General features: G+C 68.9%; 19 protein-coding genes and 1 pseudogene. 2 read left to right on the top strand and 18 right to left on the bottom strand.

Features of this window, described 5'->3' with window-relative positions; all coding sequences use genetic code 11:
* Positions 1-293: 293 nt before the first annotated feature.
* The 4 genes and pseudogenes from OU994_RS15840 to OU994_RS15855 all read right to left on the bottom strand — a co-directional run.
* A pseudogene (locus OU994_RS15840) lies at positions 294-1,679 on the bottom strand (ABC transporter substrate-binding protein); the annotation flags it as partial.
* Positions 1,618-4,344 carry a TonB-dependent receptor gene (locus OU994_RS15845; protein ID WP_281606628.1) on the bottom strand — a complete coding sequence of 909 codons (2,727 nt, stop codon included), beginning with the start codon at positions 4,342-4,344 and terminating at the stop codon, positions 1,618-1,620. The pseudogene OU994_RS15840 and the gene OU994_RS15845, both read right to left, overlap by 62 nt.
* 270 nt (positions 4,345-4,614) lie before the next feature.
* Positions 4,615-6,327 carry a beta-N-acetylhexosaminidase gene (locus tag OU994_RS15850; protein WP_281606629.1) on the bottom strand — a complete coding sequence of 571 codons (1,713 nt, stop codon included), beginning with the start codon at positions 6,325-6,327 and terminating at the stop codon, positions 4,615-4,617.
* A 102-nt stretch (positions 6,328-6,429) separates the two neighbouring features.
* The gene (locus tag OU994_RS15855) at positions 6,430-6,825 is read right to left on the bottom strand and encodes a RidA family protein (protein ID WP_281606630.1); all 396 of its coding nucleotides are present in this window, start codon (positions 6,823-6,825) and stop codon (positions 6,430-6,432) included.
* Between the two features lie 321 nt (positions 6,826-7,146).
* Between OU994_RS15855 and OU994_RS15860 the strand changes: the two genes are divergently transcribed.
* The gene (locus OU994_RS15860; RefSeq protein WP_281606631.1) at positions 7,147-8,343 is read left to right on the top strand and encodes an acyl-CoA dehydrogenase family protein; all 1,197 of its coding nucleotides are present in this window, start codon (positions 7,147-7,149) and stop codon (positions 8,341-8,343) included.
* A gap of 9 nt (positions 8,344-8,352) precedes the next feature.
* Entirely contained in the window at positions 8,353-9,480 is a 1,128-nt protein-coding gene (locus tag OU994_RS15865; RefSeq protein ID WP_281606632.1) for an acyl-CoA dehydrogenase family protein, read from the top strand.
* Between the two features lie 239 nt (positions 9,481-9,719).
* Here the strand turns inward: OU994_RS15865 and OU994_RS15870 are convergent, their stop codons facing one another.
* The 14 genes from OU994_RS15870 to OU994_RS15935 all read right to left on the bottom strand — a co-directional run bounded on the left by OU994_RS15870 (position 9,720) and on the right by OU994_RS15935 (position 24,743).
* Positions 9,720-10,298 carry a prepilin-type N-terminal cleavage/methylation domain-containing protein gene (locus OU994_RS15870; RefSeq protein WP_281606633.1) on the bottom strand — a complete coding sequence of 193 codons (579 nt, stop codon included), beginning with the start codon at positions 10,296-10,298 and terminating at the stop codon, positions 9,720-9,722.
* 53 nt (positions 10,299-10,351) lie between these two features.
* On the bottom strand, positions 10,352-11,065 hold the full coding sequence (locus tag OU994_RS15875) for a hypothetical protein (protein ID WP_281606634.1): 714 nt from the start codon (positions 11,063-11,065) through the stop codon (positions 10,352-10,354).
* Positions 11,065-11,826, bottom strand: coding sequence for an ABC transporter permease subunit (locus tag OU994_RS15880; protein ID WP_281606635.1), 762 nt, complete (start codon positions 11,824-11,826; stop codon positions 11,065-11,067). The genes OU994_RS15875 and OU994_RS15880 overlap by 1 nt, the downstream gene beginning before the upstream one ends.
* A 131-nt stretch (positions 11,827-11,957) precedes the next feature.
* The gene (locus OU994_RS15885) at positions 11,958-12,671 is read right to left on the bottom strand and encodes a prepilin-type N-terminal cleavage/methylation domain-containing protein (protein WP_281606636.1); all 714 of its coding nucleotides are present in this window, start codon (positions 12,669-12,671) and stop codon (positions 11,958-11,960) included.
* A gap of 31 nt (positions 12,672-12,702) precedes the next feature.
* Entirely contained in the window at positions 12,703-13,422 is a 720-nt protein-coding gene (locus OU994_RS15890; RefSeq protein ID WP_281606637.1) for a hypothetical protein, read from the bottom strand.
* Positions 13,412-13,876 carry a hypothetical protein gene (locus OU994_RS15895; RefSeq protein ID WP_281606638.1) on the bottom strand — a complete coding sequence of 155 codons (465 nt, stop codon included), beginning with the start codon at positions 13,874-13,876 and terminating at the stop codon, positions 13,412-13,414. Before OU994_RS15895 ends, OU994_RS15890 begins: the two co-directional genes overlap by 11 nt.
* Positions 13,873-14,562 (bottom strand): hypothetical protein, encoded by a 690-nt coding sequence (locus OU994_RS15900; protein WP_281606639.1) that lies wholly within the window; start codon positions 14,560-14,562, stop codon positions 13,873-13,875. The genes OU994_RS15895 and OU994_RS15900 overlap by 4 nt, the downstream gene beginning before the upstream one ends.
* On the bottom strand, positions 14,550-16,142 hold the full coding sequence (locus OU994_RS15905) for a hypothetical protein (RefSeq protein ID WP_281606640.1): 1,593 nt from the start codon (positions 16,140-16,142) through the stop codon (positions 14,550-14,552). The genes OU994_RS15900 and OU994_RS15905 overlap by 13 nt, the downstream gene beginning before the upstream one ends.
* A 1-nt stretch (position 16,143) precedes the next feature.
* Positions 16,144-17,349, bottom strand: a complete 1,206-nt coding sequence (locus tag OU994_RS15910) for a type II secretion system F family protein (protein ID WP_281606641.1) — start codon at positions 17,347-17,349, stop codon at positions 16,144-16,146.
* A 1-nt stretch (position 17,350) separates the two neighbouring features.
* Complete coding sequence (locus OU994_RS15915; protein WP_131146039.1) at positions 17,351-19,045, bottom strand: GspE/PulE family protein; 1,695 nt, start codon at positions 19,043-19,045, stop codon at positions 17,351-17,353.
* Positions 19,046-19,050: 5 nt separating this feature from the next.
* A complete protein-coding gene (locus tag OU994_RS15920) occupies positions 19,051-20,946 on the bottom strand; it encodes a tetratricopeptide repeat protein (RefSeq protein ID WP_281606642.1) in 1,896 nt (631 codons plus the stop codon).
* A complete protein-coding gene (gene mshL, locus OU994_RS15925) occupies positions 20,943-22,883 on the bottom strand; it encodes a pilus (MSHA type) biogenesis protein MshL (RefSeq protein ID WP_281606643.1) in 1,941 nt (646 codons plus the stop codon). The genes OU994_RS15920 and mshL overlap by 4 nt, the downstream gene beginning before the upstream one ends.
* A 208-nt stretch (positions 22,884-23,091) precedes the next feature.
* Positions 23,092-24,030, bottom strand: coding sequence for an ExeA family protein (locus OU994_RS15930; RefSeq protein ID WP_281606644.1), 939 nt, complete (start codon positions 24,028-24,030; stop codon positions 23,092-23,094).
* Entirely contained in the window at positions 24,027-24,743 is a 717-nt protein-coding gene (locus OU994_RS15935) for an ABC transporter ATP-binding protein (protein WP_281606645.1), read from the bottom strand. Before OU994_RS15935 ends, OU994_RS15930 begins: the two co-directional genes overlap by 4 nt.
* Positions 24,744-24,816 lie beyond the last annotated feature (73 nt).

Below are 24,816 nucleotides of genomic sequence, written 5' to 3' on the forward strand. Positions count from 1 at the left end.
CGCAGCGACGCGGCGCAGGCAGCCAGGCTGTTGAAGCTGCCGAGTTTGATGTACGGCACTTCCGTATAGACCAGGGCCTGCACGGGGCCCCATTCCGAGGCACGCCGGGCACCGTCGGCCAGCCCGTTCAGCCGCTCCATGGCCGCCCGTTTGGCCGCGCTGTCCCAGCCGCCCGGCGCGCCGCTGCCCAGCTGCGGCGGCGCCAGCACCGGTTCCGGCAGCAGGACCGAATGGGTGATGTAGATGTCCCACAGTGCGCCCTGGTTGCGGCGCTGGACCAGCGTGGCCCAGTCGACGACCTGCAGGTCGACCAGGAACCCGGCCTTGCGCAGCTGGCTGCCGATGACCATCGCGATCCGGTAGTGGAACTCGTACTGCTTGCTGACCAGCAGGCGCACGGCGCCGCCACGGTAGCCGGACTGGCTGGCCAGGCGGCGGGCCTTGTCCGGGTTGTCCTGGTTGTAGTCGCTTGCCCTGGCGTCGGAGTGAAATGGCGAGCCGGGCGGATAGTGGCTGGCCTCGACAGTATAGAAGCGCCGGTCGCCGAAGGCCGCGGCCATGATGTCGTTCATGTTCAGCGCTGCCTGGACACCCTGGCGCATGGCCTGGTCCGCGAGTATCCCCGCGCTGGTATTCAGGACCGCATAAGGAAAGCCGAACGGGGCGGTGACGACCGGCCGTACCCGGGGCTGCCCGTCGAAGCGCACCAGCTTTTCGACCGGCAGCTGGTCGGCATAATGAAACTGGCCCGACATGGCACCTTCGATCCGGGTGTTCGGATTGGGCACCGGAATGAAACGCAGCTCCGCCAGCAGGGCCCGGCGCCGCCCGGCATAGCCATCGGCCGGTTCGGCGCGCGCGCTGTACCGGTCGAAGCGGCGCAGCAGCACATACTGGTCGGCCCGGCGTTCGAGAAAGCGATACGGGCCGGTGCCGACGAAACGCCGGAGCGGGCCGTCACCGGTGGCCGCCGGCATGATGGCGGCAAAGCCGGCTGGCAGCGCCAGCTGGGCCAGCAAGGGCGCATAGCTGCCACGCAGCACCAGCTCCACGGTGTACCGGCCGGGCGCATGCAGGCTGGCGATTTCGCCGGCGACGGTCTTGCCGCGCGGGGCCAGGCGCATCCAGCGCCGCAGCGAGGCGATCACGTCGGCGGCAACCATCTCGGTGCCGTCATGGAAACGCACGCCCTGGCGCAGCGGGATCGCCAGCTGCCGGCCGTCGCCGGACTGGATCGGCATGCCGGCCGCCAGCATCGGGACCACCCGCCAGCGGGCGTCGAACGTGTACAGGGTTTCGAAGACGTGCTGCATGATGGTGCCGACCAGGTCCGAGGTCGACGCCATCGGGTCGAGCGTCTGCGGTTCGCCGATCATCGCCAGGTTGGCACTGGCGTTCGAGTGCACCATGCCGCCGGACGCGCCCGATGTGCTGGCTGCGCCAGCAGGCAGTGCCAGGCCGGCCAGTGCCAGCAGGGAGCGCCGCCGCGCGGGGCGCGGTGGCGGGCGAAGCTTGTTCAATAAGGTCATCGATCGCTGTTTGGTAGTAACGACTGAATGGGGACGTCTGAAAAAGCGGCGGCGCATACGCCGCCACCCGGGCTGCACTGCGACTAACTTACCACCTGGCGCCGACCCGCACGCCGAACATGCGCGGATCGTTGTAGGAGCCCAGCACATAGCCCGGTTCGACGACCCTGGCAAAGTTCTTCGAGATCGTGTCGCCGGCGTTCTTGACGTACGCTTCGACATGCCACTTGCCGTTTGGCGCTTCGAGCCGCAGGGCCGCATCGACGACGCCGTACGACGGTTCGGCATCGGAGACATGCGAGGTGTCCAGGTTGCGCAGTGTAAAGTACATCTTGTCCTGCCAGCGAGCCGCCAGCCAGGGCGTCAGCGTGTAGCCATTGGCGAGCTCGAAGTCGTGCGCGATGTCGATGCGCACGCTGTGGCGCGGCGCGTTGGGCAGGTCGTGCCCCGTGATATCGACAGGGAACAGGTTGCGCAACGCCGGATCGGTGCCGGTATAGCGCACGCAGGGCGGCGCGCCGGCGCTGGTGCGGATGTTGCAGCTGATGTCGCGGTTCTCGCTGTAGCCTGGATAGGAGCGCACCTTGGCGCGCAGGTAGCCATAGGCATAGTTGATCCGGGTCCCTGGCTGCGGACGGTACTGGCCTTCCAGTTCGAGGCCCGACATGGCCGATTTCGCCGCGTTGGTGGTGCCGTACAGGACGACCACGTCGCAATAGGGCTCGGCGGCACTGCAGGGAATCTTTGGAATGATCTTGCCCACGGTGACACCGCCGGTCAGCTGCATGTCGTCGTAGCGGCTGTGGAACACCGTGGCCGACAGCGACAGCTTGTCGCCGAACAGGCGCCCCTTGTAGCCGAACTCGAGATTGGTGACCGTCTCCGGTTCCCACGGCAGGTTGGTATAGTGGGGACCAGGCGGGCGGTCGGCGCAGTTGCCGTTCAAGCCGTTGGCGCAGATATTCTGCACGTCGCTGAAACCGCCCGCCTTGTAGCCGGTCGATAGCGAGGTAAACAGCATGTCCCTCGGCGTGGCCTGGTAGTTCAGGCCAAGACGCCAGGTCGCCTTCTTCCAGGTACCGGCGTTGTTGCTCACCTGCGGTACCAGCGTCGGGCTCAGCCCGGCCAGCCCATAGTAGGCGCCCATGCCCGGCAGCAGATGGGTGCTGTTGAATGGCTGGTATCCCGGCGTCCCCGGAACGCCCGGGGTATATTGGCCGAGGAAGTAGATGCCGCGATCGCTCGAGGTGCGCGTGTCGTAGTATTCGCCGTTGGTATCGGTGCGTTTGTCGCGGGTATAGCGGGCGCCGGCCGTCACTGTCCACCGTGGTGCGAACGTCCAGTCGGCCTGTGCGAACACGGCCTTGGAATCGGCCTGGCGATCGGTCTGGTGATACAGGTAGGCGTAAGTGGGATAGCCATAGGTGCCGCTCGCGTTGGCAAGGTAGTCCTGGCCGAAGTCGATCGCATTTTTCTCGTGCAGCCAGAACAGCCCGGTCACGTAGCGCACCTGGGCCACCTGGCCGCGCAACTGCAGCTCATGGACACGCGAGACGTACTTGGACGACGTGGTGAAGGTCGCCTGGTCGTTGTACGGCGAGGTGCCGGGACGGTTGACCAGGTCGCTCAACACCGGCTGATAGCCGAGGTCGGTGTCGATGATCTGGCGCCGTTCCTGGGTCGCGTAGGCGGCGTTGTATTCGAGCGTATTGCCGGCGTTGATGTTCCACGACAGCCCCGTGCGCACGGTGCCGATCGACATGTCCATCTCGCCGGGCGTGTTGATGGTGATGTCCCACTGGCTGCCTGGACAGGCATACGGGGTGCCGGCGGCCAGCCTGCAATCCTTGAGCGAGATATCGCCGGCGCCGTCGTTCTGGTACTTCTCGTAGGCCAGGCGCCATTCCAGGTCGTTCGTCACCTTCAGGCGCGACTGCAGGCGGTACGCATACTCATCCTTGTTGTTGTACCACCTGTCCCGGCCGATCGCGGCGTTGTGGCGCTGGTCGACCGCTGGAATGGGCGCGCCATTGGCATCGAGCGCAGGGGTGATGCCCAGGCTGGGAAAGTTCGGCGCGTAGAAGTCGCGGCTCTGATTGAGGTAGCTGTCACGCTGGAGCTTCGAATACGTGGCGCGCAGCGCCCACCGGTCGTTGATGCCGATGTTCTGGACGACGGACACCTGGCGGTGGTTGTAGTTGCCGACCTCCGCCTCGACCTTGCCGTCACGGTTGCCGAATTCCGGCCTGGCGGGGATGATGTTGATGCTGCCCGCGGTGGAATTGCGGCCGAACAGGGTACCCTGCGGCCCGCGCAGCACCTCGACCTGCTCCAGGTCGAACAGCAAACCCAGCGCCGCCTGCGGACGCGGCGAGTACAGGCCGGCGACGTGCAGGCCGACGGCGGGATTGCCGATTTCGGTGAAGTCGTTGCTGCTCACGCCGCGGATGGCGATCTTGACGCCGGAACTGCCGTTCGGCGCGCTGCCGAGCTGGAGGTTGGGGATCTGGCCGCTCAGGCCGCGCACATCGGTGATGCCCTGGCGTGTCAACGCCTCCTGGGTCACGGCGGTCATCGAGACGGGGGTTTTCAGCAGCGAGGTCGAATGCCGCGTCGCGGTCACGATCACCTCCTGGAAAGTGCTGCTCCCGTTGTCCGGCGCGGGTGCGCCGGCCTGCGAGGGCTGCACGGGGCTGCTGGCGGCCTCCGGCCCGGAGGGACCGGTCTGCTGGGCGGTGGCACTGGCCGCCATGGCGCAGCAGGCGCTGGCGATGGCAAGGGTCGTTTTGCTGAGGTTGTAAGGCGATCGTTTCATCTTTTGTACCCGGGTTAACGGCATATGTTTGGATTTTCGGATCACACGAAAGCAGCGCGTGACTGGCGTAACGACAATTGGAACGACGATGCGGACTCGACAGGGCGCAGCTGCCCGGCGTGCACGCAAAGCAGGACACGCAAAGCAGGGCACGCAAAGCAGGGCATGGCACGCCGGGCGGCGCGGCCACGGTGCGTTCGACAGTGGGAGGGGCGACCGGTCAACCTCGATGACGCCCCTGACGCCCCTGGTACCTATTTTCCTGCCGGATTATTTCGGCCAGGGCGGCCCGCCCAGCGGGCGGTAATTCACATGCTGGACCTGCAGGCGCAGCAGGGCTTGCGGCAAGCGTTGCTGGAAATTGCCGTAGTCCTTCAGGGCCTTCGGGGTCCACATGGTTTCGGACAGCGCGAGCAGCCGTGGCCATGCCATGTACTCGACCTGGGCAGGGGTCGGCATGCGTTCGCTCCACAGCTGGCCCTGGCTGCCGAGGATGCGCACCGCGTGGGCGGCGGGCAGGGTTGCCGGGATCGGATCGAAAGCATAGACCTTGTCGAGCAGGTTGAACTTGCGGGCACCGATCGGCTCGCGGAAGGCCGGATCGGTCAGTTCCGCCTGATAATAGTCGAGGTAGGTGCCGCGTTCCGGCGTCATCACCACATCGTGGCCCAGGGCGGCGGCCTTGATGCCGCCTTCCTCGCCGCGCCAGCTCATCACGGTGGCCCCTTTCGGCAAGCCGCCATCGAGGATTTCGTCCCAGCCGACCATGCGCCGGCCTTTCTGCTTGAGGTGGTCGTTCATCTGGTTGATGAACCAGCTCTGCAGGCCGTGCAGGGCGGGATGGTCCGCAGGCTTGCCGTCGGCGCCCCGATAGGATTGCAGTTCCTGCGCCGTGGTGCCGTCAGGAACCAGCTTGAGCTGTTTCATGCGTGCCAGGGCCTTTGGCGAGGCCGCCCATTCGGGCTTGAGGACTTCGTCGCCACCGATATGGATGTAGGTACCCGGGAACAGTGTGAGGACTTCGTCCAGGACGTTCTTGAGGAAGGTGATCGTGCCGTCTTCGACGTTGAAGATCTCGGGCATGATGCCCCACACGCGGCCAACCTGCAGCTGCCGCGCCGGATCGTTGCCCAGCTCCGGATAGGCGGCGATGGCAGCCGTCGCGTGGCCCGGCATTTCGATTTCCGGCACCACCGTGATGTGGCGCGCGGCGGCGTACGCCACGACCTCGCGAATGTCGTCCTGCGTGTAGAAGCCGCCGTGCGGCTTGCCGTCGTAGAGCTGGCGGGCCGGCTCGGGGTTTTTCGGCTCGACCATCGTCTCCCTCCGCCACGCCCCGATCGAGGTCAGTTTGGGATAGCGCTTGATCTCGATGCGCCAGCCCTGGTCATCGGTCAGGTGCCAGTGAAAGACATTGAGTTTTTGCTGCGCCATCAGCTCCAGGTGCCCGAGCACGAAGCTGGCGGGCATGTAGTGGCGCGCAACGTCGAGGTGGCTGCCGCGCCAGCCGAACCGCGGCTGGTCTTCGATGGTGACGGCCGGGATGGACCAGGTGCGCGCCAGGGGCGCCTTGCGGTAGATGTCGGCAGGGAACAGCTGGCGCAGCGTCTGGATGCCGTAGAACAGTCCGGCGGGCTGGGCGGCGGTGATGGTCGCACCGGTGCTGTTGCTGACGAGGCGATAGCCCTCCTTGCCCAGTTTTTCCAGCGCGGGGTCAAGGGCAAGGCGGATGCTGTTTTCACCACCGCTGGCCACGACCGGCAGGGAATAGCCGGTGGTCGGCCGGAGGTAGTCACGCAGCTTGTCCGCTTCGACGGCCGCGGCGCCCGTCGCCACGATCCGGGTTGCGGCGGTGAGCGTGAACGTGCCTTGTCCGCGCTGTATCTGGGCCGGTCGCGGCACGATTTCCTGGGCACTGGCGGGAATCGCCAGGCATAGTGAACCAAGCATCAGGATACAAGACAGCAGGGTGTGCGAACGCATGCGGATCTCCACGCAAGAATGGGCTGGTGCCGGTGGTGCTGGCAGGTTCAGTCGATATGGCCGTTCAGTCGACAGGGCCGGGCGGCGCCTGGACGGAGACCGTCATGTCAATGGCTTGTAGGCGATCGCTTCGATTTCGATTTTCGCGTCCACCACCAGCCTGGCCTGCGTCGTCGACCGGGCTGGCTTATCGCCAGGGAAGAATTCCGCGTAGACGCGGTTGAAGGTCCAGAAGTCGCGTGCATCGTCCAGCCACACGGTGCACTTGATGACATCGGCCAGTTCGCAGCCGGCCAGTGCCAGGGCACGGCCCAGGTTTTCCATGGTCACCCGCGTCTGTACCGCAATCCCCCCGCTGGCAATATCCCCGTGCTCATCCATGGCCACCTGGCCTGAGACATAGACAAAATCTCCGGCCCGCACTGCCGGGGAAAACGGCAATGCCTGCCCGCCTGCGCCGGTGCGAGGGTTGCCGAGATACTGTGCCTGTTGAACCATGACGAACCTTTCGTGGATGACTTGCGTTATGTCAGGAGAGTGAGGTAATTATATTTCACGTTACTTGTGCTATTGGATACCGATTAGGCAATAATTTTCGTAATGTAGGGTTTACGCGACGAAATTCGAACTCTCGCCGCATTCTGCGTGAAATAAAGTTTCATCAATATGACCGTTCGTTGTCATGCCAGCGTGATTTGGCGGAAGGGGGGGCGCTCCGTAAAGCCGGCATCGGCCCGATACACCGCCTCGTGTATGATGAAACGACCGTGCTATTCACGGCGCGGCCAGCATGTCGAACAGCGAACACGAGGAGACAGCATGGACCTGAACTATTCCCACGCGGACGACGCGTTTCGCCAGCAGGTGCGCGAATTCCTCGCGGCGAACCTGCCGCCGGACCTGCGGCGCAAGGTGCGCGGCCACCTGCGGCTCGGCAAGGATGACTACGTGCGCTGGCACCGCATCGTGGCCGCGCAGGGCTGGGCCGCGCCGGGCTGGCCGGTCGAGTACGGCGGCACGGGCTGGAATGCGGTGCGGCGCCATATCTGGGACGAGGAGTGTGCGCTGGCCGGCACGCCGCCGATCCTGCCGTTCGGCGTTAACATGGTGGCGCCCGTCATCATGGCGTTCGGCAGCGCGGCCCAGAAGGCCCGTTTCCTGCCGCGCATCCTGCATTGCGACGACTGGTGGTGCCAGGGGTATTCGGAACCGGGCGCCGGCTCGGACCTGGCCTCGCTGGCGACCACCGCCGTGCGCGACGGCGGCCATTACGTGGTGAACGGCCAGAAGACATGGACCACGCTGGCCCAGCACGCCGACATGATCTTTTGCCTGGTCCGCACGGATCCGGCGGCGCGCAAGCAGGACGGCATCTCGTTTCTGCTCATCGACATGAAGAGTCCCGGCATCACGGTGCGGCCGATCGTCATGCTCGACGAGGAGCACGAAGTCAACGAAGTCTTCTTCGACAACGTGCGCGTTCCCGTGGAGAACCTGGTGGGCAAGGAAAACCAGGGGTGGACATATGCGAAGTTCCTGCTCGGCCACGAGCGCACCGGCATCGCCGCGGTGGGCCGCAGCAAGCGCGAACTGCGCTTCCTGAAAGCGCTGGCGCTGCGGCAGCAGCAGGGCGGCCGGCCGCTATTGGAAGATCCGGTATTCGCCGCGAAGGTCGCGCAGGTGGAGATCGAACTGATGGCGCTGGAGGTCACCGTGCTGCGCACCATCGCGCAGGAAGACCGCGCACCCGGCCCGCAGGCATCGCTGCTGAAGATCAAGGGCACCGAGGTGCAGCAGGCCCTGGCCGAGATGATGGTCGAGGCGGCGGGACCGGCCGCGCTGCCGTTCGATGCGGCGCTGGTGGAAGGCCGGCAGGGCATTGCGCACGACAGCGCGGACGAGATGCAGGCCGCGCCGCTGGCCGCGTACTACTTCAACTACCGCAAGACGTCGATCTACGGCGGCTCGAACGAAATCCAGAAGAACATCATCGCCCGGATGATCCTGGGCCTGTAAGGAGGCGGCATGGACTTTGAACCGAAGGAAGAACAGCGCCAGCTTGCCGATGCGCTGCGCCGCTGGATCGAACGCGACTACGGCTTCGCGGCGCGCAGGGACATCATCCATTCGCCGGCGGGCGAGTCGCCGGAGGCATGGCGGATGCTGGTCGAACTGGGGCTGACGGCGCTGCCGGTGCCGGAGGCGCAGGGCGGCTTCGGCGGCGGCGCGGCGGACATGTTCTTCGTCATGCAGGAACTGGGACGCGGCCTTGTCGTCGAACCCTATTTCGCCACGGTGCTGGGCGCGCGCATGCTGCAACTGGCGGGTGGCCAGGAAGAACTGCTCGAACGCGTGGCGGCCGGGGAGGTGAAGCTGGCGTGCGCGCTGGGCGAGGCGCAGTCGCGCCACGACCTGGCCGACATCGCGGCGAAGGTCTCCGGCCCGGTGGACGCGGCCGCGGTATCCGGCGTGAAGACCGTGGTCGAGGGCGGCGGCCAGGCGGACATGCTGATCGTCTCGGCGCGCAGCCATGGCGGCCAGCGCGACCGCGACGGCATCTCGCTGCTGCTGGTCGAGGCCGGCACGCCGGGCCTGGCGATCCGCGATGGCCGCGCGATCGATGGCCGGCGCTGCGCCGGCGTCACGTTCGACCATGCCCCCGCCACGTTGCTGGGCGACCCCGGCACGGCCTGGCCGGTGCTGGAAGCGGCCACGGACTGGGGCGCGGCATTGCTGTGCGCGGAAGCCGTCGGCGCGATGGATGCGCTGTTCGGCGCCACGCTCGACTACCTGAAGACGCGCCGCCAGTTCGGCGTGCCGATCGGCAGCTTCCAGGCCCTGCAGCACCGCATGGCGGACATGTTCGTCCACCTCGAACAGGCCCGCTCGATGGCCATGCTGGCCGCGGCCAAGGCCGATTCAGGCGATGCGGAAGAACGCCGCCGCGTGGTCTCCGCGGCCAGGGTGCGGGTCGGCGAGGCGGCCCGCTTCGTCGGGCAGCAGGCGGTGCAGCTGCATGGCGGCATGGGCGTCACCGACGAGCTGCCCGCAGCGCACTGGTTCAAGCGGCTGACGGCGATCGGGCTGACGCTGGGGGACGTGGACCACCACTTGCGGCGGTTTGCCGGACAGCCGGGGTTCCGGGTGGCGTAGCGGGCGAGGGCGGTGCCGGGGGCATCCGCACGTGGAACGCGCATGCTTTCACCCCAACGGCGAAGGGCTGGGGTCTGGAGGGAGTGCTGGCTTGCATGCCAGCACCGTTCCGCAGGCGCGAAGCATGCTTCGCGAAACCCCTGCTTCACCCCCGGCATCTGCACTTGGGGTTGGGCTTATTAACGACATCTCAGTCTGACCCCGGATTTTGCCCTTAGGGTGGCCTTACACCGCCGGAATCAGAAGAACACGGCGGTGCGCGTGACGATCGTGCCGTTATTGCTGTATGGCCCGGTGGCGCGCACGGCGCCGGTGTCGGGTTTGCCGTCGTCCAGCTTGACATCGATCTGTTCGGCGAAGCTGTCGGGCAGGTTGTCGAAGCGGATGCCGTTGCCGCCGCGCCCGGCCACCACGTCGTTGAACACGTACACGGCGCCGCCGTGCGCGCTCGTCATGAAATCGGTGGTGCCGTTGAACGAGCCGGTGATGAAGCCGCCCAGCGCCAGGTGTTGCGGGGCGAGCTGGTACTCGGCGATCTGGCCGTCGCCATTGCCGTTGCCGCTGGTGCCCGGCACGTGCGCGGTGGCCTGGGCATCGTCGCCGGGCAGGGCGCGGAACTTGTCCTGGTAGGCATTGACGGCCGCCTGCAGCGACGTCGACTGCTGGATCACGTTCTTGACCTTGGCATTGTCGATCAGGCTCTGGCCCTTCAGCACGCCACCCAGCAGCAGGCCGATGATGACGAGCACGATCGCGATTTCCACCAGCGTGAAGCCTTGTGCGCGGCGGCGGATCCGCGGCATGTGAAAGGGTTGCAAGATTGTTACTCCTTGATGCTTTACGTGGTTTACATCTTACAGGCCCGGCGGCGTTAACGCACCTGCCCGTGTGTGCCGTGCGATGCGGCCCGTTCCAGTTCGCGCAGCCTGTCCTCCAGGAAGGCGATGTCGTTCTGGTGCGTGATCGTGCCGCTGGCCAGCAGCGCGCCGGCGACGGCGCGTGCGCTGTCGAGCTCATTCATGTCCTGCAGGATGAACAGTTCCAGCTGGCGCGCCCAGGCCGGCGCCAGCGGCGCGCGCAGGCGCAGCGCCTGGGCATAGCGCCGCGCCAGCGCCATGTCGTGCAGGCGGTGGCGTGCCAGCAGCGCGGCCTGCACCATGTCCGGCCAGCGGCGCGCCGGATCGGCCGCGAAGGCCCGTTCGACGACACCGAGCATGATGCGCACCCGCGCCGGATCGGCCACCGCGCCGTAGACCTGTGCCGCGGCCACCAGCGGCTGCCTGCTGCGCGGATCGAGCGCCAGCGCCGCCTCGAGCCAGCCGGCCAGGTGGCCGTAGTCGAGTTCGCGCAGCGGGATGCCGGCGTCGGATGCATGCAGGTACAGCATGACGAGCCGCGCGGCGGTGGGGCCGTCGCCCAGGCTGGCCAGGCGCAACGCGGCATCCGGCAGGGGCGGACCGGGCGGCGGCATCGCGAAAACCGGCGCCGATCGCGCAGGCACGGGCGCCACGGCGTGCAGCGCGCACTGGGCGGCCAGCGCGGCCAGCAGCAGCGCGGCGATGCCGGCGGGCGCGCGGCGGGCCATCAGAATTCCTTGCGGTACAGGTCGAACAGCGCGGCGCCCGCCAGCAGCGCCACGTACACCAGGCTCTGGAGCGCCACAAACCCCAGGTCGGCCGCGGTGCCGGTACCGTACAGCAGCCAGTCGCTGCGCGCGAAGGCATCGAGGCGGGGCAGCACGAATGCCAGGAGGTCGGTGCCGGTGCCGATGACGCGCTGGCCGGCATCCGGCAGCGCGCCATGGCCGGCCTGCTGCAGCGCCGTCACGCTGCGCGCCAGCACGTAGAAGCCGGCCGTGGCGCACAGCGACGGCAGTGCATGCTGCAGCGTGAGCGTGCAGAACACGGCGAAGGCAGCGACGATCCACAGCTCGCCCAGAAGTGCCACGGTCCACAGCGCCGCCTGGGCCGGTGGCGCCGCCATGGCGACCAGCAGGCCGGCCACGCCCGCCGGCAGCAGCGCCAGCAGGGCGCAGCCGGCCAGCCGGCCGAGCAGCCAGGTGGCGCGCGGATACGGCAGGGCAAGCAGCATCTCGACCTGCTTGTCGGCATGCTCGCGCACGATGGCCGTCACCGCGAAGGTGGCCACGATGCCGGCGCCGGCCAGGCGCAGCAGGGCGGCCAGCAGCGCCGTATTGGTGGCGCGGCCCTCGGCCGGCACCACGGCCTGCAGGAAGCCGGCCAGGCCGACGGCGGCCAGCGCCAGCACGGCCAGCAGCAACAGCAGGCGGCTGCGCAGCGCTTCCTTCAGCGTGCCGGTGGCGATCGAGCGCACGGCGGTGTTCACGGCGCAGTCCTCATCGGCTGGACCTCATCGGCTGGACCTCATCGGCGCGGCATCCTTGGCCGGCCACCGCCGGCGCGAATGGACCGGGGCCATGCATCCTGCCGATGCATCGGGAGGCGTCGCGCGGGACATCATGGCAGGCGGCCGGCCGCGATCAGGCGGTTGAACAGCACGTTCGGCGACACCCACACCACCAGGTCGTCGTAGGCGCCGCCCGGCAGGGCCGCATTGTCGCTGGCCCCGCGGGCGATGTAGGCGGTGCCGGCCAGCGACATGTTGGCCTTCTCGTCGGCGTTGCCGGCGCCGGCATCCGCCGCCCGCACCCCCAGGTCCGAGAAGCCGCCGTAGCCGTTCTTGCCCATCGACAGGATCACGGCGGGGATGTCGTTCGGCGCGGTGGCCGGCACCAGGTTGCCGGTCGCGTCGCGCGTGCCCACCGTGATGTCGCGCGGGGTCGCCAGGCGGAAGCGGTCCCCGCTGTCGGCGAAGGCGGGCGTCACGCTGTACATGAAGATATGGCCCCAGCTGTCGAGCTTGGGCATGCCCAGCGTGGCCCAGGGCAGGAAGCCGGCGCGCCGCTCGCCCGCGCAGCGCTCGCCGTCGCGCGCTTCCAGGCCGTTGGCGGCCGACACGGCGGGGCAGGGCAGGTAGCCGTTCAGGGCCGCGAAGCCGACCAGCGCCTCGCGTGCCTCTTCCATCGCGCGCTGGGTATCGGCCACGCGGCGCTGTTCCAGCTGGGTCGACAGCGGCGTGATCAGGCCGCCGACCAGCAGGCCGACGACGACCAGCACGATGGCGATCTCGACCAGCGTGAAACCCGGTTGATGGTGTGCAGGATGGGTCATGGTGGGTGTGTTGGGAAGGATGCGCGGCGGGTCAGGGGAGCGTGCGTGCCGCGGCCATCCGGGCGTACAGTGTGTACAGGGGAACCGCGACCAGCAGGTCGTCGAACGGACCGCCGGGCGTGGCGGGATCGGCCGAACCGGCGCGCCGGATGAAGTCCGTGCTGGCCAGGTCGTTGTTGATTTCATCCAGGTTGCCCGGGCTGCCATTGGCCTGCGGCAGCCCGGCGACGCTGGTGCCGAGGTTGTTGCGGCCCTGCGAAAACACCACCGCGGGCAGGCATTGGGCGTAGATCAGGCACTCGGCCTGGCCGGCGTCGTAGCGCAGGTTGCCGGCGCCATCGCGGGTCAGCAGGCGCTTGGTGGCGATGGCGGACAGGCGCCGCACCGGGGTCAGCGTGTACTCCGGCGTGACGCTGTAGCGCAGCCGCTTGCCCCAGCTGTCGGCGCCGTCGACACCCAGCGTGACCCACGGCAGGAAGCCGCTGCAGCCCGCTTCGTCGGCGCAGGGCTCGGCGCGCTCGTTGCCGTCGGTGGCCGAGATGGCCGGCCGCGGCAGGCGCCCATGCGTGCTGGCGAAGCCCACCAGCGCATCGGCCGCCTGCGCCAGCACCGCCAGCGTGCGGCGTTCCCGCACGCGTTCCACGTCGCTGCGGCCGAACGCCGAGATCAGCACGGCGGCAAAGCCCACGCTGGCCACGGCCAGCAGCAGCAACAGCGCCGCGCCTTGCTGGCGCCGCGGGTCAGCGCGCATCCGGCGGCGCGCCATCGTTCGTGCCGATGTTATCGCCGGGCTTGACCAGCACGCGGCCGCCGGGCGTTTCCACGGGAATCGCGCTGCCCGGCCGGTAGCGGCCCAGCGTCGTTTCGCGCGGCTCGCCGTCGATCCACACGGTGGCCCGGCCGTCGCTGCGGCGTACCACGCCCGTCAACCGCGACGGCACGGGCGGCGGCGGCGCTTCGGCCACGGGCGGCGGCGGCTGTTGCTGCGCCGGCTCGGCGGCGGTGGCGGTGGCCACGGGCGCGCTGGCGCGGTCGCGGTCGAGGCGCATGCGCTCGTCCGGCGCGGTGAACAGGCGCCCCAGCACCGGTTCGGTGTACTGGGCCGCCGCGGGCGCCATCGCGGCGCCGGCCAGCAGGGCGGCCAGCAGGCGGGCATGGAAGGCGGCCGGCAGGGCGATCGGCCGGGCGGGCGGGCGCTTCGTCATCGCGGGCTCCCCGTGGGCCGCGCGCCGCGCCCGGCGGGCGTCAGCGTCAGCCAGTTCAGCGTGCAGTCGGCGGTCAGGCCCGGCGCCGGACCGGGCGCCGCCGGGGCCGCGGCGGTACCCGCCGTGCGCCGCATGTCGCACTGCTGCACCGTGAACACGCCATGCTGCCGCAGGTCGCCCAGGAAGGCGAACAGATCCATCTCGTGCAGCAGGTCCATGTGCAGCGTCATCCGGCTGCCCAGCAGCTGGTAGTCGCCGGTCGGCAGCCGGCCCTCGATCTTGTACGGTTGCTGCGGTTCGATTTCATAGGTCAGCGGCAGCAGCCGGCGGCGCTCCTGGATCTGCCGGATCGCATCGACCCAGTCCAGCCGGCTCTCGGTGCCGACGAAGTGCCGGCGCTGCAGTTCCACGAACAGCGGCTGGTAGGCGCGGATTTCCTGCTTTTCCGATTCGGCGTACAGGAAGCGCTTGCGCGCCGCGTCGCGCATCGCATGCGCCTGCCGCTCGTCCTCGCGGGCCTGCTCGAGCTGCAGGTAGCTGGCCAGCACGCACGTGAAACTGATGCCGGCCGTGATGACGAAGGTCATCACGGCGGGGCGTACCAGGGCGAAATCGCGCACCCAGTACGGCAGCGGCAGGCGGATGCCGGCGCTGCGCGCGGCGGCGCGGGTACTCAGGGCGTCCATGTCAAGTCCAGGGTGAATTTGTTCTGTTCCTGGCCGGCGGCGGGGGCCCCGACGGTGCCGGACAGCTTCTGCGTGGGCCGGATATCGAACGGCAGCTGCACGATCTCCACGGTCACGTTCGGAATGCTGGCCAGCCGCTGCGCGAACACGTTCATTTCGCCGAGCACCTTGCGGTAGTCGTTGCGCGCGGACAGGACCTCGGCCTCCACGCGCAGCTTTTGCGGCGGCGACTTCGGGATGCCCAGCGCCAGCGACGAGGTGGGCGCGGCCAGTGCCGGCGTGCCGGCCGTGCCGCTCGCGCCGCCCGCGCCACCCACTATCGGCCCGCGGGGCGCGCCGGGCACGTCGGCGCGCCAGTCGAGCCGGGAGATGCGGACCTGCGGCGACTGCTCGAGCGCGCCGCTGACCATGCGCATCATGGCCACCGGCCACGGGCCCTGCCTGGCCACGGTACGGTCGATCGATACCGCGGCGCGCATGTTGGCGGTCTTGTCGGCGGCCGGCGGCATGCTCGACATGCTGCGGTCGTAGTTGGCGCGGTAGTGCGCGGTCTCGGAGCGGAAGCCCTCGGCACTGCCGTGCGCCAGCGTGTAGCTGGCCAGGTTCAGGATCGACCAGACTACGCCGGCGGTGGCTAGCACCGCGCTCGATGCGTACAGCGACAGGCGGGCCTGCAGCAGCCGGTAATAGTTGCCCGCGGCGCCGGTCGGATAGTGGCTGGCCGGCGGATTGCGGGCCAGCATGGCCAGCAGCGTGGGCTCGGCCACGTGCGCCGCCACGCCCTGCGCCGCGCCGCCCACGTGCAGCGCGGTGGCCGCCGTGTCCAGGGGCACGATGTGGTAGATCGTTTCGGCCGTGTTGGTGCATTCCGCCGCCAGGCGCTCGACCTGGTCGGGCGCGGCCAGCACCAGCACGTGCAGCACGTCGCCGCGCGCCAGCAGGCGCACGCTGCCCAGGAATTGCTGGGTGCGGGCGGTCTGCGTGGCCACGGCATGCAGCTGCGCTTCCTCGGGCGTGGCCTGCACCAGGCGCGAGAACTTCACGGCGCCGCGCAGGAAGTAGGTCTGCCGCAGGCCGGCCGTGTGCCAGCTCGCCAGCAGCACGTGGCGATGGCGCATCGCCAGCCGGTGCAGCACGTCGCGGCCCAGCATGGCGCACGAGTAGATGCCGGCCAGCGGCGTCTGCATCAGCTCCATCGCATCCACCCACGGCGTCAGCAGCAGCGGGTTGGTCAGCGCGGTGAACAGCACCTCGTCGTCGCGCCGGCCTTCGTCGCTGCGCCCCTGCACCAGTGCGGCGCGGTAGGGCGTGTCGCGATAGTGCTGGACCAGCCGGCGCTCGCGCAGCTTGCGTCCCGCGCGGCCGCGCACGTGGGGCAGCAGTAGCCGCGTGTAGTCTTCCTCGATCAGGTCGGTCAACAGGTAGCCGGGGCGGTTGCCGTGCCGGTCCAGGTAAGCGAGGAAATCGTTCAGGCCCGCCCGGGTGGCGGGGAAGATGTGCGGCCCGAACAGCGTATTGCGCTGCCATTGCCAGGCATGCAACTGGTCGCTGGTGAGATAGAAAAGCTGTTTGGCCAACATGTCAGATCCTGATCGCGCTGATCGTGTCGTAGATCGGGCCGAGCACGGACAGCATGATCCAGCCCAGCAGCAGGCCCAGCACCACCGTCATGGTCGGTTCGATCATGGCCTGCACCCGTTCGATCTGTTCGCGCACTTCGCGATTGTAGAAGTAGGCCACGTTGCGCAGCGCGCCGTCGAGCGCGCCGGTGGCTTCGCCCACCTTCAGCATGCGCACCACCAGCGGCGGGAACAGGCCGGTATGGCCGAACGCGCCGCTGACGCTCTGGCCCTCGGAAATGAGCTGGGCCACGCGGCGCAGCGCGGCCGCCACGGCGCGGTTGCCGGCGATCCCCTCGGACAGCCGGATGCATTCGAGGATCGTGATGCCCGAGCCGTACATCATGGCGAAGAAGGTGGCGAAGCGCGCCAGGATGATCTTGTGCAGCACCGGCCCCACCGGCCAGGCGCGCAGCTTGGCGCGGTCGAACGCGAACGCGGCCCGTTCGTCGCGGCGCAGCCACCACCGGCCGGCGAACCACGCCGCCACCGGCGCGGCCAGCAGCGCGAACCAGTAGTCGATGAACACGTTCGACACGGCGATCAGCGCGCGGGTATGCAGCGGCAGTTCCTGCCCCATGTTGCGGATGAAACTGGTCAGCTGCGGCACCAGGTAGATCATCAGGAAGAACGTGACCGCCGTGACCACTACCAGCACGATGGCCGGGTAGGTGACGATCTTCTTGGTCTGGGCGGCCAGTTCGTCCTGCCATTTCAGGCTGTCGGCCAGGTTGCGGAACACTTCGTTGACCTTGCCGCTTTCCTCGCCCGCCCGCACCAGGCTGGTGAAGGTCTGGTCGAACGCTTCCGGGTAGTTGCCCAGCGCGGCCGACAATGGCACGCCGCCCTCGATGTTCTCGATCAGGTCGGTGATGATCTCGCGGAAGCGCGGATGGTCCATCGATTCGCGCAGGTCGTTCAGCGCATCGAGGATCGGCACGCCGGCGCTGGACATCTGCTCCATGTGGAAGCAGAAATTGATCAGGTCGCGCCGGTCGATGCGCCGGCGCCCCAGCGCGATGACCTTCTGGCGCGACTGCCGGTAGTCGATCAGGTCCAGGTCCATCCTGGACAGGCGCAGCTCCAGGTCCGGCACGTTCAGCGCATCCATATTGCCGGGCACGATCTGGCCGGCGGTATCCATGGCACGGTAGATGTACTGCGGCATGTCAGGCCAGCCTGTCGGTCAGGTCGACCACGCGCGAGATCTCGTCGATGGTCGTGGCGCCCTGCAGCACACGGCGCATGCCGTCGTCGACCAGCGAGCGGAAGCCGGCGGCGCGCGCGGCGGCGCGCAATTCGCGCACGGCGGCGCGGCGCGCGACCAGTTCGTCGAGCTCGGCGTTCATCTTCAGCAGTTCCATGATCGCCACGCGGCCCTTGTAGCCCTGGTGGGCGCAGCGCTCGCAGCCCACCGCCCTGTAGATGGTCGCCGGCGGATCTTCCTCGCCGAGCCCCAGCAGGCGCCGTTCCAGCGCATCGGCTTCGAAGCCTTCGCGGCAATGCATGCACAGGCGCCGCACCAGGCGCTGGGCGATGATGCCGATGATGTTCCCGGCCAGCACGTCGGCGATCACGCCGATGTCGAGCAGGCGGGGAATCGCTCCCACCGCGGAGTTGGTGTGCAGTGTCGAATAGACCTGGTGGCCCGTCATCGCCGCCGCGAGCGCCATGTCGGCGGTTTCCTTGTCGCGGATTTCGCCGACCAGGATCACGTCCGGGTCCTGGCGCAGGATCGAGCGGATGCCGTCGGCGAAGCCCAGCTTGGCCGACTCGTTGACCGAGGTCTGGCGGATCATGTTCATCGGGTACTCGACCGGGTCTTCCAGCGTCATGATGTTGACGCCCTCGGTATTGATGTGGTTCAGGATCGAGTACAGCGTGGTGGTCTTGCCGCTGCCGGTCGGGCCGGTGACGAGGATCAGGCCATCGGGGCGGGCGATCATCAGGCGCAGCAGGTCCAGCTCGTGCTCGGCCAGGCCAAGGCCATCGAGCGGCACGATGCCTTTCTGGCGGTCCAGCACGCGCAGCACGAAATTCTCGCCGTGCGTGGTCGGCTGCGCGCTGGCGCGGAAGTCGATCTGGCGGCCGGAAAACTTGATGGAGATGCGGCCATCCTGCGGCGCGCGGGTCTCGGCGATGTTCATGTTGCTGATCACCTTCAGCCGCACGGCCATGGCCGGCCAGTACGACTTGTGCAGGCTGCGGATCTGGCGCAGGATGCCGTCGATGCGGTAGCGGATGCGCAGGAAACTCTGTTCCGGCTCGAAGTGCACGTCCGACGCGCCGTTCTGCACCGCGTCGGCTAGCAGCGCGTCGATCAGCCGTACCATCGGGTGGCTGTACTCGTCGGACGTGCCCTGGTACGTCACGTCGCCCGTCTCGATCTCGTGCAGGATGCCGTCGATCGACAGTTCGAAGCCGTAGTACTGGTCGATCGCGCGGGCGATGTCGGAGTCGTTGACCAGCAGGGGCGTGATCGTGATGCCCTTGACCAGCATCGCGTGGATCTGGTCCAGCGCCACGATATTGCTGGTGTTGGACATGGCCAGCACCAGGTTGTCGCGCTCGCGCTCGTAGACGATGGGGAACACGCTGTAGCGCTTCGCCACGTCCTTGGGAATCAGCTTCAGCGCGATGGCGTCGACGACCAGGCTGTTCAGGTCGGCCGACTGCGTGTTGAGGTTTTCCGACAGCGCTTCGCGGATCGTGGCCTCGGTCACGAAGCCCATGCCGACCAGCAGCTTGCCGAGCGGTTCGCGTTCGCGCTTTTGCTCGATCAGTGCGATGCGCAGCTGGTCTTCGCTGATGACGCCCTTGTCGATCAGCAGCTTGCCGATCGGTTGCTTGATGCGTTCCGCCATCGCGCTCAATTCCCCGGAGCGGCCGGCGCGGACGCCGGTGCGGGGGCGGACGCCGGTGCCGGGGCGGCCATGGCGGCGGGATCGGCCGCCGCCGCCGTCGCGGGCGCCTGGGCGGCGGACAGCTCGGCCAGCCGGCGCTGGACCGCGGCGCGGTCGAAGGCGGCGGCGCCGCTGGCGGCCAGCGCCAGCGCGCGCTGGTAATACTGGCTGGCCAGGCGGGCCTGGTTCAGCCGGTCCAGGCCCACGGCCAGGTTGAACGCATAGTCGGCGTTGGCGGGCGCGGCGGACCAGGCATGGAAATACGCCTGCTGTGCTTCCTGCCAGCGGCGCTGGCGGGCATACAGATTGCCGAGCGCAAAGTGCACCGGCGCGGCATCCGGATTGTCGCGCAACACGCCTTTCAGGCGCACCTCGGCACGGTCGCCATCGCCCGGCCGCAGCGCCGTCAGGCCGGCGATGGCTTCCGCGTCGCGCGGATTGTTTGACAGCAGGCGCAGGTAGGAACGCGCGGCATCGTCGTCGCGCCGTTCACGCGCGGCGATGGCGGCACTGCCGAGCAGCGCGTCGCGGTTGTTCGGATCGTTGCGCAGCGCGGTGGCGTACTGCCGCCCCGCGGCGGCCAGGTCGCCGGCCGCGAACGCGGCATAGCCGGCCTGCACCGCGGGATGGATGGCGGGGCTGGATGCGCCGCGCGCCACCTGCACGTCGCCCCGGCCGTTGGCCTCGGCGGCGGCCGGGGCCGTGGACGTGGACGCTGCCGGCGCCGCGGCGGCGCCGTCCGGCTCGCCGAATGCGCCTGCCGCGCCGGGCGCCTCGCCCATCTGTTCCATGCGCCCGGCACGTTCCATAGCGTCGCGCATCGCTTCACGGCGGATCTCGGGATCCTCGATGGCCGCCAGTTGCGCCGGGGTGGGGCCGGCCAGCGGCGCGGGGCGGCTGGCACGCGGCGCAGCGCCCGGCGCCCGCGTGGTGGCCGGCGCCGCCACCACCGGTGCTGCTGATGGCGCTACTGGTGGCGCGACTGGTGCCGGTGCCGGGGGAGCGGCGGGGTCGATGGGCGGCGGCACGGCGGCGGTGTCGGCGGCGGGCGCGGGCGTGCCCAGCGCGCCGAACGGTGCGCCGCTCGGCGCGACGACGATGCCGAGATCGCCGCCGGCCGTGGTGGCGCCGGTGGCGCTGGGCGGCGGCATCGGCACCATGGGCAGGCTGGCGCCCGGTCCCGGGCCGTTGACGGCTTGCCAGTACAGGTAGCCGAACGTGCCGGCGATCATCACCAGCACGCCGGCCAGGCCGGCGATCCGCAGCCGCGGCAGGTCGATGCCCGACGCGGCATCCGCCTGCACCGGCGCGCTGCGCGGTACCGCCCGGCGTTCGGGCGCCCCCGGGCCGCGCCGGGTGTCGGCGCCCACCGGGGCGGGCCGGGGGGCCGCGCGGGCATCCCGGACGGGAATCTCGCCGGCATCGCCGCGCACCCGCCCGCCTTCATGGCGTGCCTGGGGCGGTACCGGATTATGCGATGCCTCGACGGCCGGTTCGATCGCCGGCGGCGGTGGCGGCAGCGGCGGGTCGGCACGCAGGGTATCGGAATGCAACGCTTCCGCCCGCGCTGCTTCGGTTTGCCGTGCTTCGGTTTGCGGTGCCTGGGCTTGCGATGCGTCCGCCCGCGCCGGCGGGGCGTCGAGCGGCTCCAGGCTCAGTTCCAGCGGCCCGCTGGTCGATCCCGGCGCGCGGGCCGGCGGGATATCCGGCATGCCTGCGTCCAGGTCGGGAGTGCGCCGCGGCACGCCGCCCGCCACCGTGTCATCCACGGTGTCGTGTCCGTTGTCCGGCAAGTCTTCTTCCTGCAGGCCGCTTTGCCGTGCGCGCTCGGCTTTCTTCAACGCTTGCATCAGCAGGCTCATGGTGTCCCCGTCGGCACGGCCTGGCCCGCGGTGGGGCCATACGGCGTCTTGTTCAGCGCATCCTTGCCGGGCAGCAGGTAGCGCAGGTCCTGGTAGTCGCCTTCCATGCTGGCGTCGCGCACCACGACGGCGCGCAGGAAGATCACCAGTTCGGTCTTCGACACGCTTTCGTCGCGGTAGGACAGCAGGTTGCCCAGCAGGGGCACGCGCGACAGCAGCGGCAGGCCATCGCGCCTGTTGTCGACCGAATCCTGCATGAGCCCGCCCATCACGGCCGTCTGGCCGCTGTGCAGCTTCATCACCGATTCCAGTTCGCGCGCCTGGATCACCGGCACTGTGCTGGTCACGTCCAGCCGCTTCAGTTCCGGGTTCGGATCCGCCACTTCGCCGACCACGCGCGTGATGGTGGGCCGCACGTTCAGCGTGACTTCGCCGTCTTCGGAGATCTGCGGGGTCACGCTCATCACGAAGCCGACCGGCACGGTCTCCACGCGCGATTCGTAGGTGGCCGGTGCCGACACGCCGCCCGACGAATTGGTGACGGCCGGCGTGACCTTCAGCGTGAAGAAGATGCTGTTGTCCACCACTTTCAACAGCGCTGTCTGGTTGTTCAGTACGGACAGCTTCGGGCTGGAAAGCACGTGGACCTTGCCGTACGATTCCAGCAGCTGGATGGCCGTCCTGATGTTGCCGATGGCGCTCATCGGATTGAAGTAGGTCAGGCTGAACATGCCGTCGAGGTTGGCCTCTCCGCGGGTCAGCGGCAGGCTGTCCGGATTCGGGTTGCCCTGCCCGAACACCGCGCCGCCGCTGGCGATGCGCTGCCAGTTGATGCCCTGCTGGTACTGGTCGGACAGGCGCACCTCGAGGATCGTGGCCTCGATCATCACCTGCCGCTTGGCGGCGGCCTGCAGCGTATCGAGGAACTCGCGCACCCTGTCGTGCTGCCGGCTGCTGGCGCGCACGGTGACGATGCCGCCTTCCGGGTTGACGATCACGGAGGGCGCGGTGCGCTGCGCGGCGGCACGGCCTTGCGCCGCGCCGGCCTGCACGCCGGGATAGCCGGCATCGGCCGGCTGGGTGGCGCCGCCGGCCGGCGAGAATGCCGGCTGGTATGTGCCTGGCTGGCCGTTGCCGAACTGTCCGGCCTGCGGCTGGCCCTGCTGGCCCGGCTGGCCGGCTTGGCCCGGCTGCTGCCCGCCGGGCTGCTGGCCCTGCATGGCGGTCTGCTCGCGCAACTGCGCCAGCGGATCGGCCAGCGGATCGTTCAGGTTGGTGGGCCGCAGCATGTCGCGGATGTTCTTTTCCAGGTTGTACCAGAAATTGTTGTCGGCCCGGTTGGCCACCGAGGTGGTCGAATTGTTGTTGCCCGGCGAGAGCGAGGTGCCCGCGCCGGCGATCGTGCCGGTGCCCGTGTTCGACCCCGTGTAGCTGGTACCGGCGCTGCCGCCGCCCGTGGTGGAAATCTGCGTGGCGATGCTGACGTTGCTGTTGGTGGTGCGCGCGATGTTCACGTAGTCGATGCGGTAGTTGCGCCAGTGCGGCTCGTCCGGCAGCACCAGCAGCGTGGCGCCATCGATCTCGTAGCGCATGTCCACCTGCCGGGAGATCCGGTCCAGCAATTGCGGCAGGGTCTGGTCGAGCGCATTCAGCGTGACCACGCCGGTAATCGCCGGGTGCACGTCGACATTCATGCCGGCATCGCGCGCCAGCGCGAACAGCACCGATTCCACCGGGGCGCGGTGCACGGTCACACTGAACGTTTCCGCCCTGGGCGCCGCCTGGGGAGCGGGCAGCACGGCGCTTTGCTGCACCGGGTCGGGAATCGCGCCGGCGGGGCGCGGCGCTTCGGTGACGTGGGCCGGCGAGACCGGCAGCCTGGGCGCGGCGCATGCGCCAAGCAGCGAACAGAGCACGGTGGCCGCGACTTTTTTCATTGTTATGTTTGCCGGAAGTGAGTTTACAGGGGCGATCATAATCTTATAAAACGAACGGATGTGCAAATACTGGGGGATCGCTCCCGCCATCACGTGCCGCGATCACGTGCCGGCCGCATGCCGCGACCACGTACCGTTCAACAGCCGCGTTCAAACTTGCGCCTCGAAAGCCCGCGCCTCGAAAGCCCGCGCCTCAAAAGCCCGCGCCTCAAAAGCCCATACTCCGCGCCGTGGCCAGTACCGCGGCCGTGGCGACCGCGGCGAGGGCCGCGATGGCAAGCACGATGGCAAGCACCCCGGCTGCGCGGCGGCCGGGAGCCGGCAGCGCCGGGCGGGCCCGCACGAACCCGCATTCCCGCTCGGCCAGCCGCACATGGCGCACCTGCACGGTGTTGGCATCGTCCGCATACGCGGCCAGCAAGGCCTTGTCGGCAAGGACGTTGATACGGCGAATGATACCGCGTGACGCGCGCGCGATGCGCCGCGTTGACGCTGCGGTAAACAAGCCGCCGTCCGGATGGCCGGCGGCGCGCAGCCGGAAGGCCAGGAAAGCGCCGACCTGGTCCGGCGGCAGGGCCGGCACGAAAAAGCTGTGCGTGATGCGCTCGGCCAGCTGCCGCATGCGCGGCAGGGCCAGGTGCGCATCGAGCTCGGGCTGGCCGAACAGCACGATCTGCAGCAGCTTGTGGCGCGCCGTTTCCAGGTTCGTCAGCAGGCGCACCGCTTCCAGCGATTCGAGCGGCATGGCCTGCGCTTCCTCGACCAGCAGCAGCACCTGGCGGCCGTCCGCGTGCCGCGCGATCAGTTCGTCGTTCAGCTGGCGCAGCACCTGGTCGCCGCGCCGGCCCGAGGCGTCGAGCCCCAGTTCGGCGGCGATCGCGTACGGCACCGCGCCCGGCGCCAGGCTCGGATTGACCAGCCACAGCACGTCCACGTGGGGCGGCAGGCGGCGCTCGAGCATGCGGCACAGCATGGTCTTGCCGCTGCCGACCTCGCCCGTGACCTTGACGATGCCTTCGCCCTGCGCCACCGCGTACAGCAGCGCCGCCAGCATGTCGCCGCGCTGGTTGCCGCCATAGAAGAAGGCGGGGTCGGGCGTGATCGAGAACGGCGCCTGCCGCAGGCCGAAGTGGGTAAAGTACATCATGCAACCGCGTCCAGGAACGCCGCTTCCAGGTCCGCGGCGCCGAACTGGCCGATGCATTCCGCGGGCGTGCCGGCAAAGCGGATGCGCCCGCCATGCAGGATCGCGATCCGGTCGCACAGTTCGCCGAGATCGGCCAGCGCGTGCGAGGTGAGCAATACTGCGGCGCCGGCCGCGCGGCGGGCCAGCACGGCGCGCTTGAACAGGGCGCGCGCCTGCGGATCGAGGCCGCTGGCCGGTTCGTCCAGCACGTACAGGCGCTTGTCGAGCAGCAGCGTGGCGGCCAGGCCCAGCTTCTGCGTCATGCCTTTCGAATAGTGGCGCGCGGTGCGGCGCAGCGCGGCGGCATCGAGGTCCAGCGCACGCAGCATTGCCGCGGTGGCGCCGGCATCGGCGCGCTGGCCATGCAGTGCCTGCACTTGAGTGAGGAATTCGCCGCCGGTGAGGTGGGCGGGCGGATTGAAGCGCTCGGGGAGATAGGCCAGCGGCTGGCGCGCGGCGGGCCGCGCATGAGGAACGCCGAAGATCGCGATGTCGCCGCTGTCGATGGCGCAAAAGTCCAGCAGGCAGCGCAGCAGCGTGGTCTTGCCGGCGCCGTTGACGCCCGCCAGGCCGAGGATCTCGCCCGGCGCCAGCGCCAGGTCGACGCCGGCCAGCACGGCGCGGCCGCCTTGCTGCCGGGCGACGTGCCGGAAACACAGGGCGGGTTCGGGCATTCGATGGGATTGTGACATGGACGCTGACATTGACGATTCGGCACTGTAGCAAAGAACCGACGCCGCACGCCAG

This window comes from Pseudoduganella sp. SL102 (genome assembly GCF_027856995.1).
Taxonomy (GTDB): Bacteria; Pseudomonadota; Gammaproteobacteria; order Burkholderiales; family Burkholderiaceae_D; genus Rugamonas; species Rugamonas albidiflava.

Coding starts and splice junctions, on each gene's coding strand:
- OU994_RS15845 (WP_281606628.1), bottom strand. CDS start 4,344: ATGAAACGATCGCCTTACAACCTCAGCAAAACGACCCTTGCCATCGCC.
- OU994_RS15850 (WP_281606629.1), bottom strand. CDS start 6,327: ATGCGTTCGCACACCCTGCTGTCTTGTATCCTGATGCTTGGTTCACTA.
- OU994_RS15855 (WP_281606630.1), bottom strand. CDS start 6,825: ATGGTTCAACAGGCACAGTATCTCGGCAACCCTCGCACCGGCGCAGGC.
- OU994_RS15860 (WP_281606631.1), top strand. CDS start 7,147: ATGGACCTGAACTATTCCCACGCGGACGACGCGTTTCGCCAGCAGGTG.
- OU994_RS15865 (WP_281606632.1), top strand. CDS start 8,353: ATGGACTTTGAACCGAAGGAAGAACAGCGCCAGCTTGCCGATGCGCTG.
- OU994_RS15875 (WP_281606634.1), bottom strand. CDS start 11,065: ATGGCCCGCCGCGCGCCCGCCGGCATCGCCGCGCTGCTGCTGGCCGCG.
- OU994_RS15885 (WP_281606636.1), bottom strand. CDS start 12,671: ATGACCCATCCTGCACACCATCAACCGGGTTTCACGCTGGTCGAGATC.
- OU994_RS15890 (WP_281606637.1), bottom strand. CDS start 13,422: ATGCGCGCTGACCCGCGGCGCCAGCAAGGCGCGGCGCTGTTGCTGCTG.
- OU994_RS15895 (WP_281606638.1), bottom strand. CDS start 13,876: ATGACGAAGCGCCCGCCCGCCCGGCCGATCGCCCTGCCGGCCGCCTTC.
- OU994_RS15900 (WP_281606639.1), bottom strand. CDS start 14,562: ATGGACGCCCTGAGTACCCGCGCCGCCGCGCGCAGCGCCGGCATCCGC.
- OU994_RS15905 (WP_281606640.1), bottom strand. CDS start 16,142: ATGTTGGCCAAACAGCTTTTCTATCTCACCAGCGACCAGTTGCATGCC.
- OU994_RS15910 (WP_281606641.1), bottom strand. CDS start 17,349: ATGCCGCAGTACATCTACCGTGCCATGGATACCGCCGGCCAGATCGTG.
- OU994_RS15915 (WP_131146039.1), bottom strand. CDS start 19,045: ATGGCGGAACGCATCAAGCAACCGATCGGCAAGCTGCTGATCGACAAG.
- OU994_RS15920 (WP_281606642.1), bottom strand. CDS start 20,946: ATGAGCCTGCTGATGCAAGCGTTGAAGAAAGCCGAGCGCGCACGGCAA.
- mshL (WP_281606643.1), bottom strand. CDS start 22,883: ATGAAAAAAGTCGCGGCCACCGTGCTCTGTTCGCTGCTTGGCGCATGC.
- OU994_RS15930 (WP_281606644.1), bottom strand. CDS start 24,030: ATGATGTACTTTACCCACTTCGGCCTGCGGCAGGCGCCGTTCTCGATC.
- OU994_RS15935 (WP_281606645.1), bottom strand. CDS start 24,743: ATGCCCGAACCCGCCCTGTGTTTCCGGCACGTCGCCCGGCAGCAAGGC.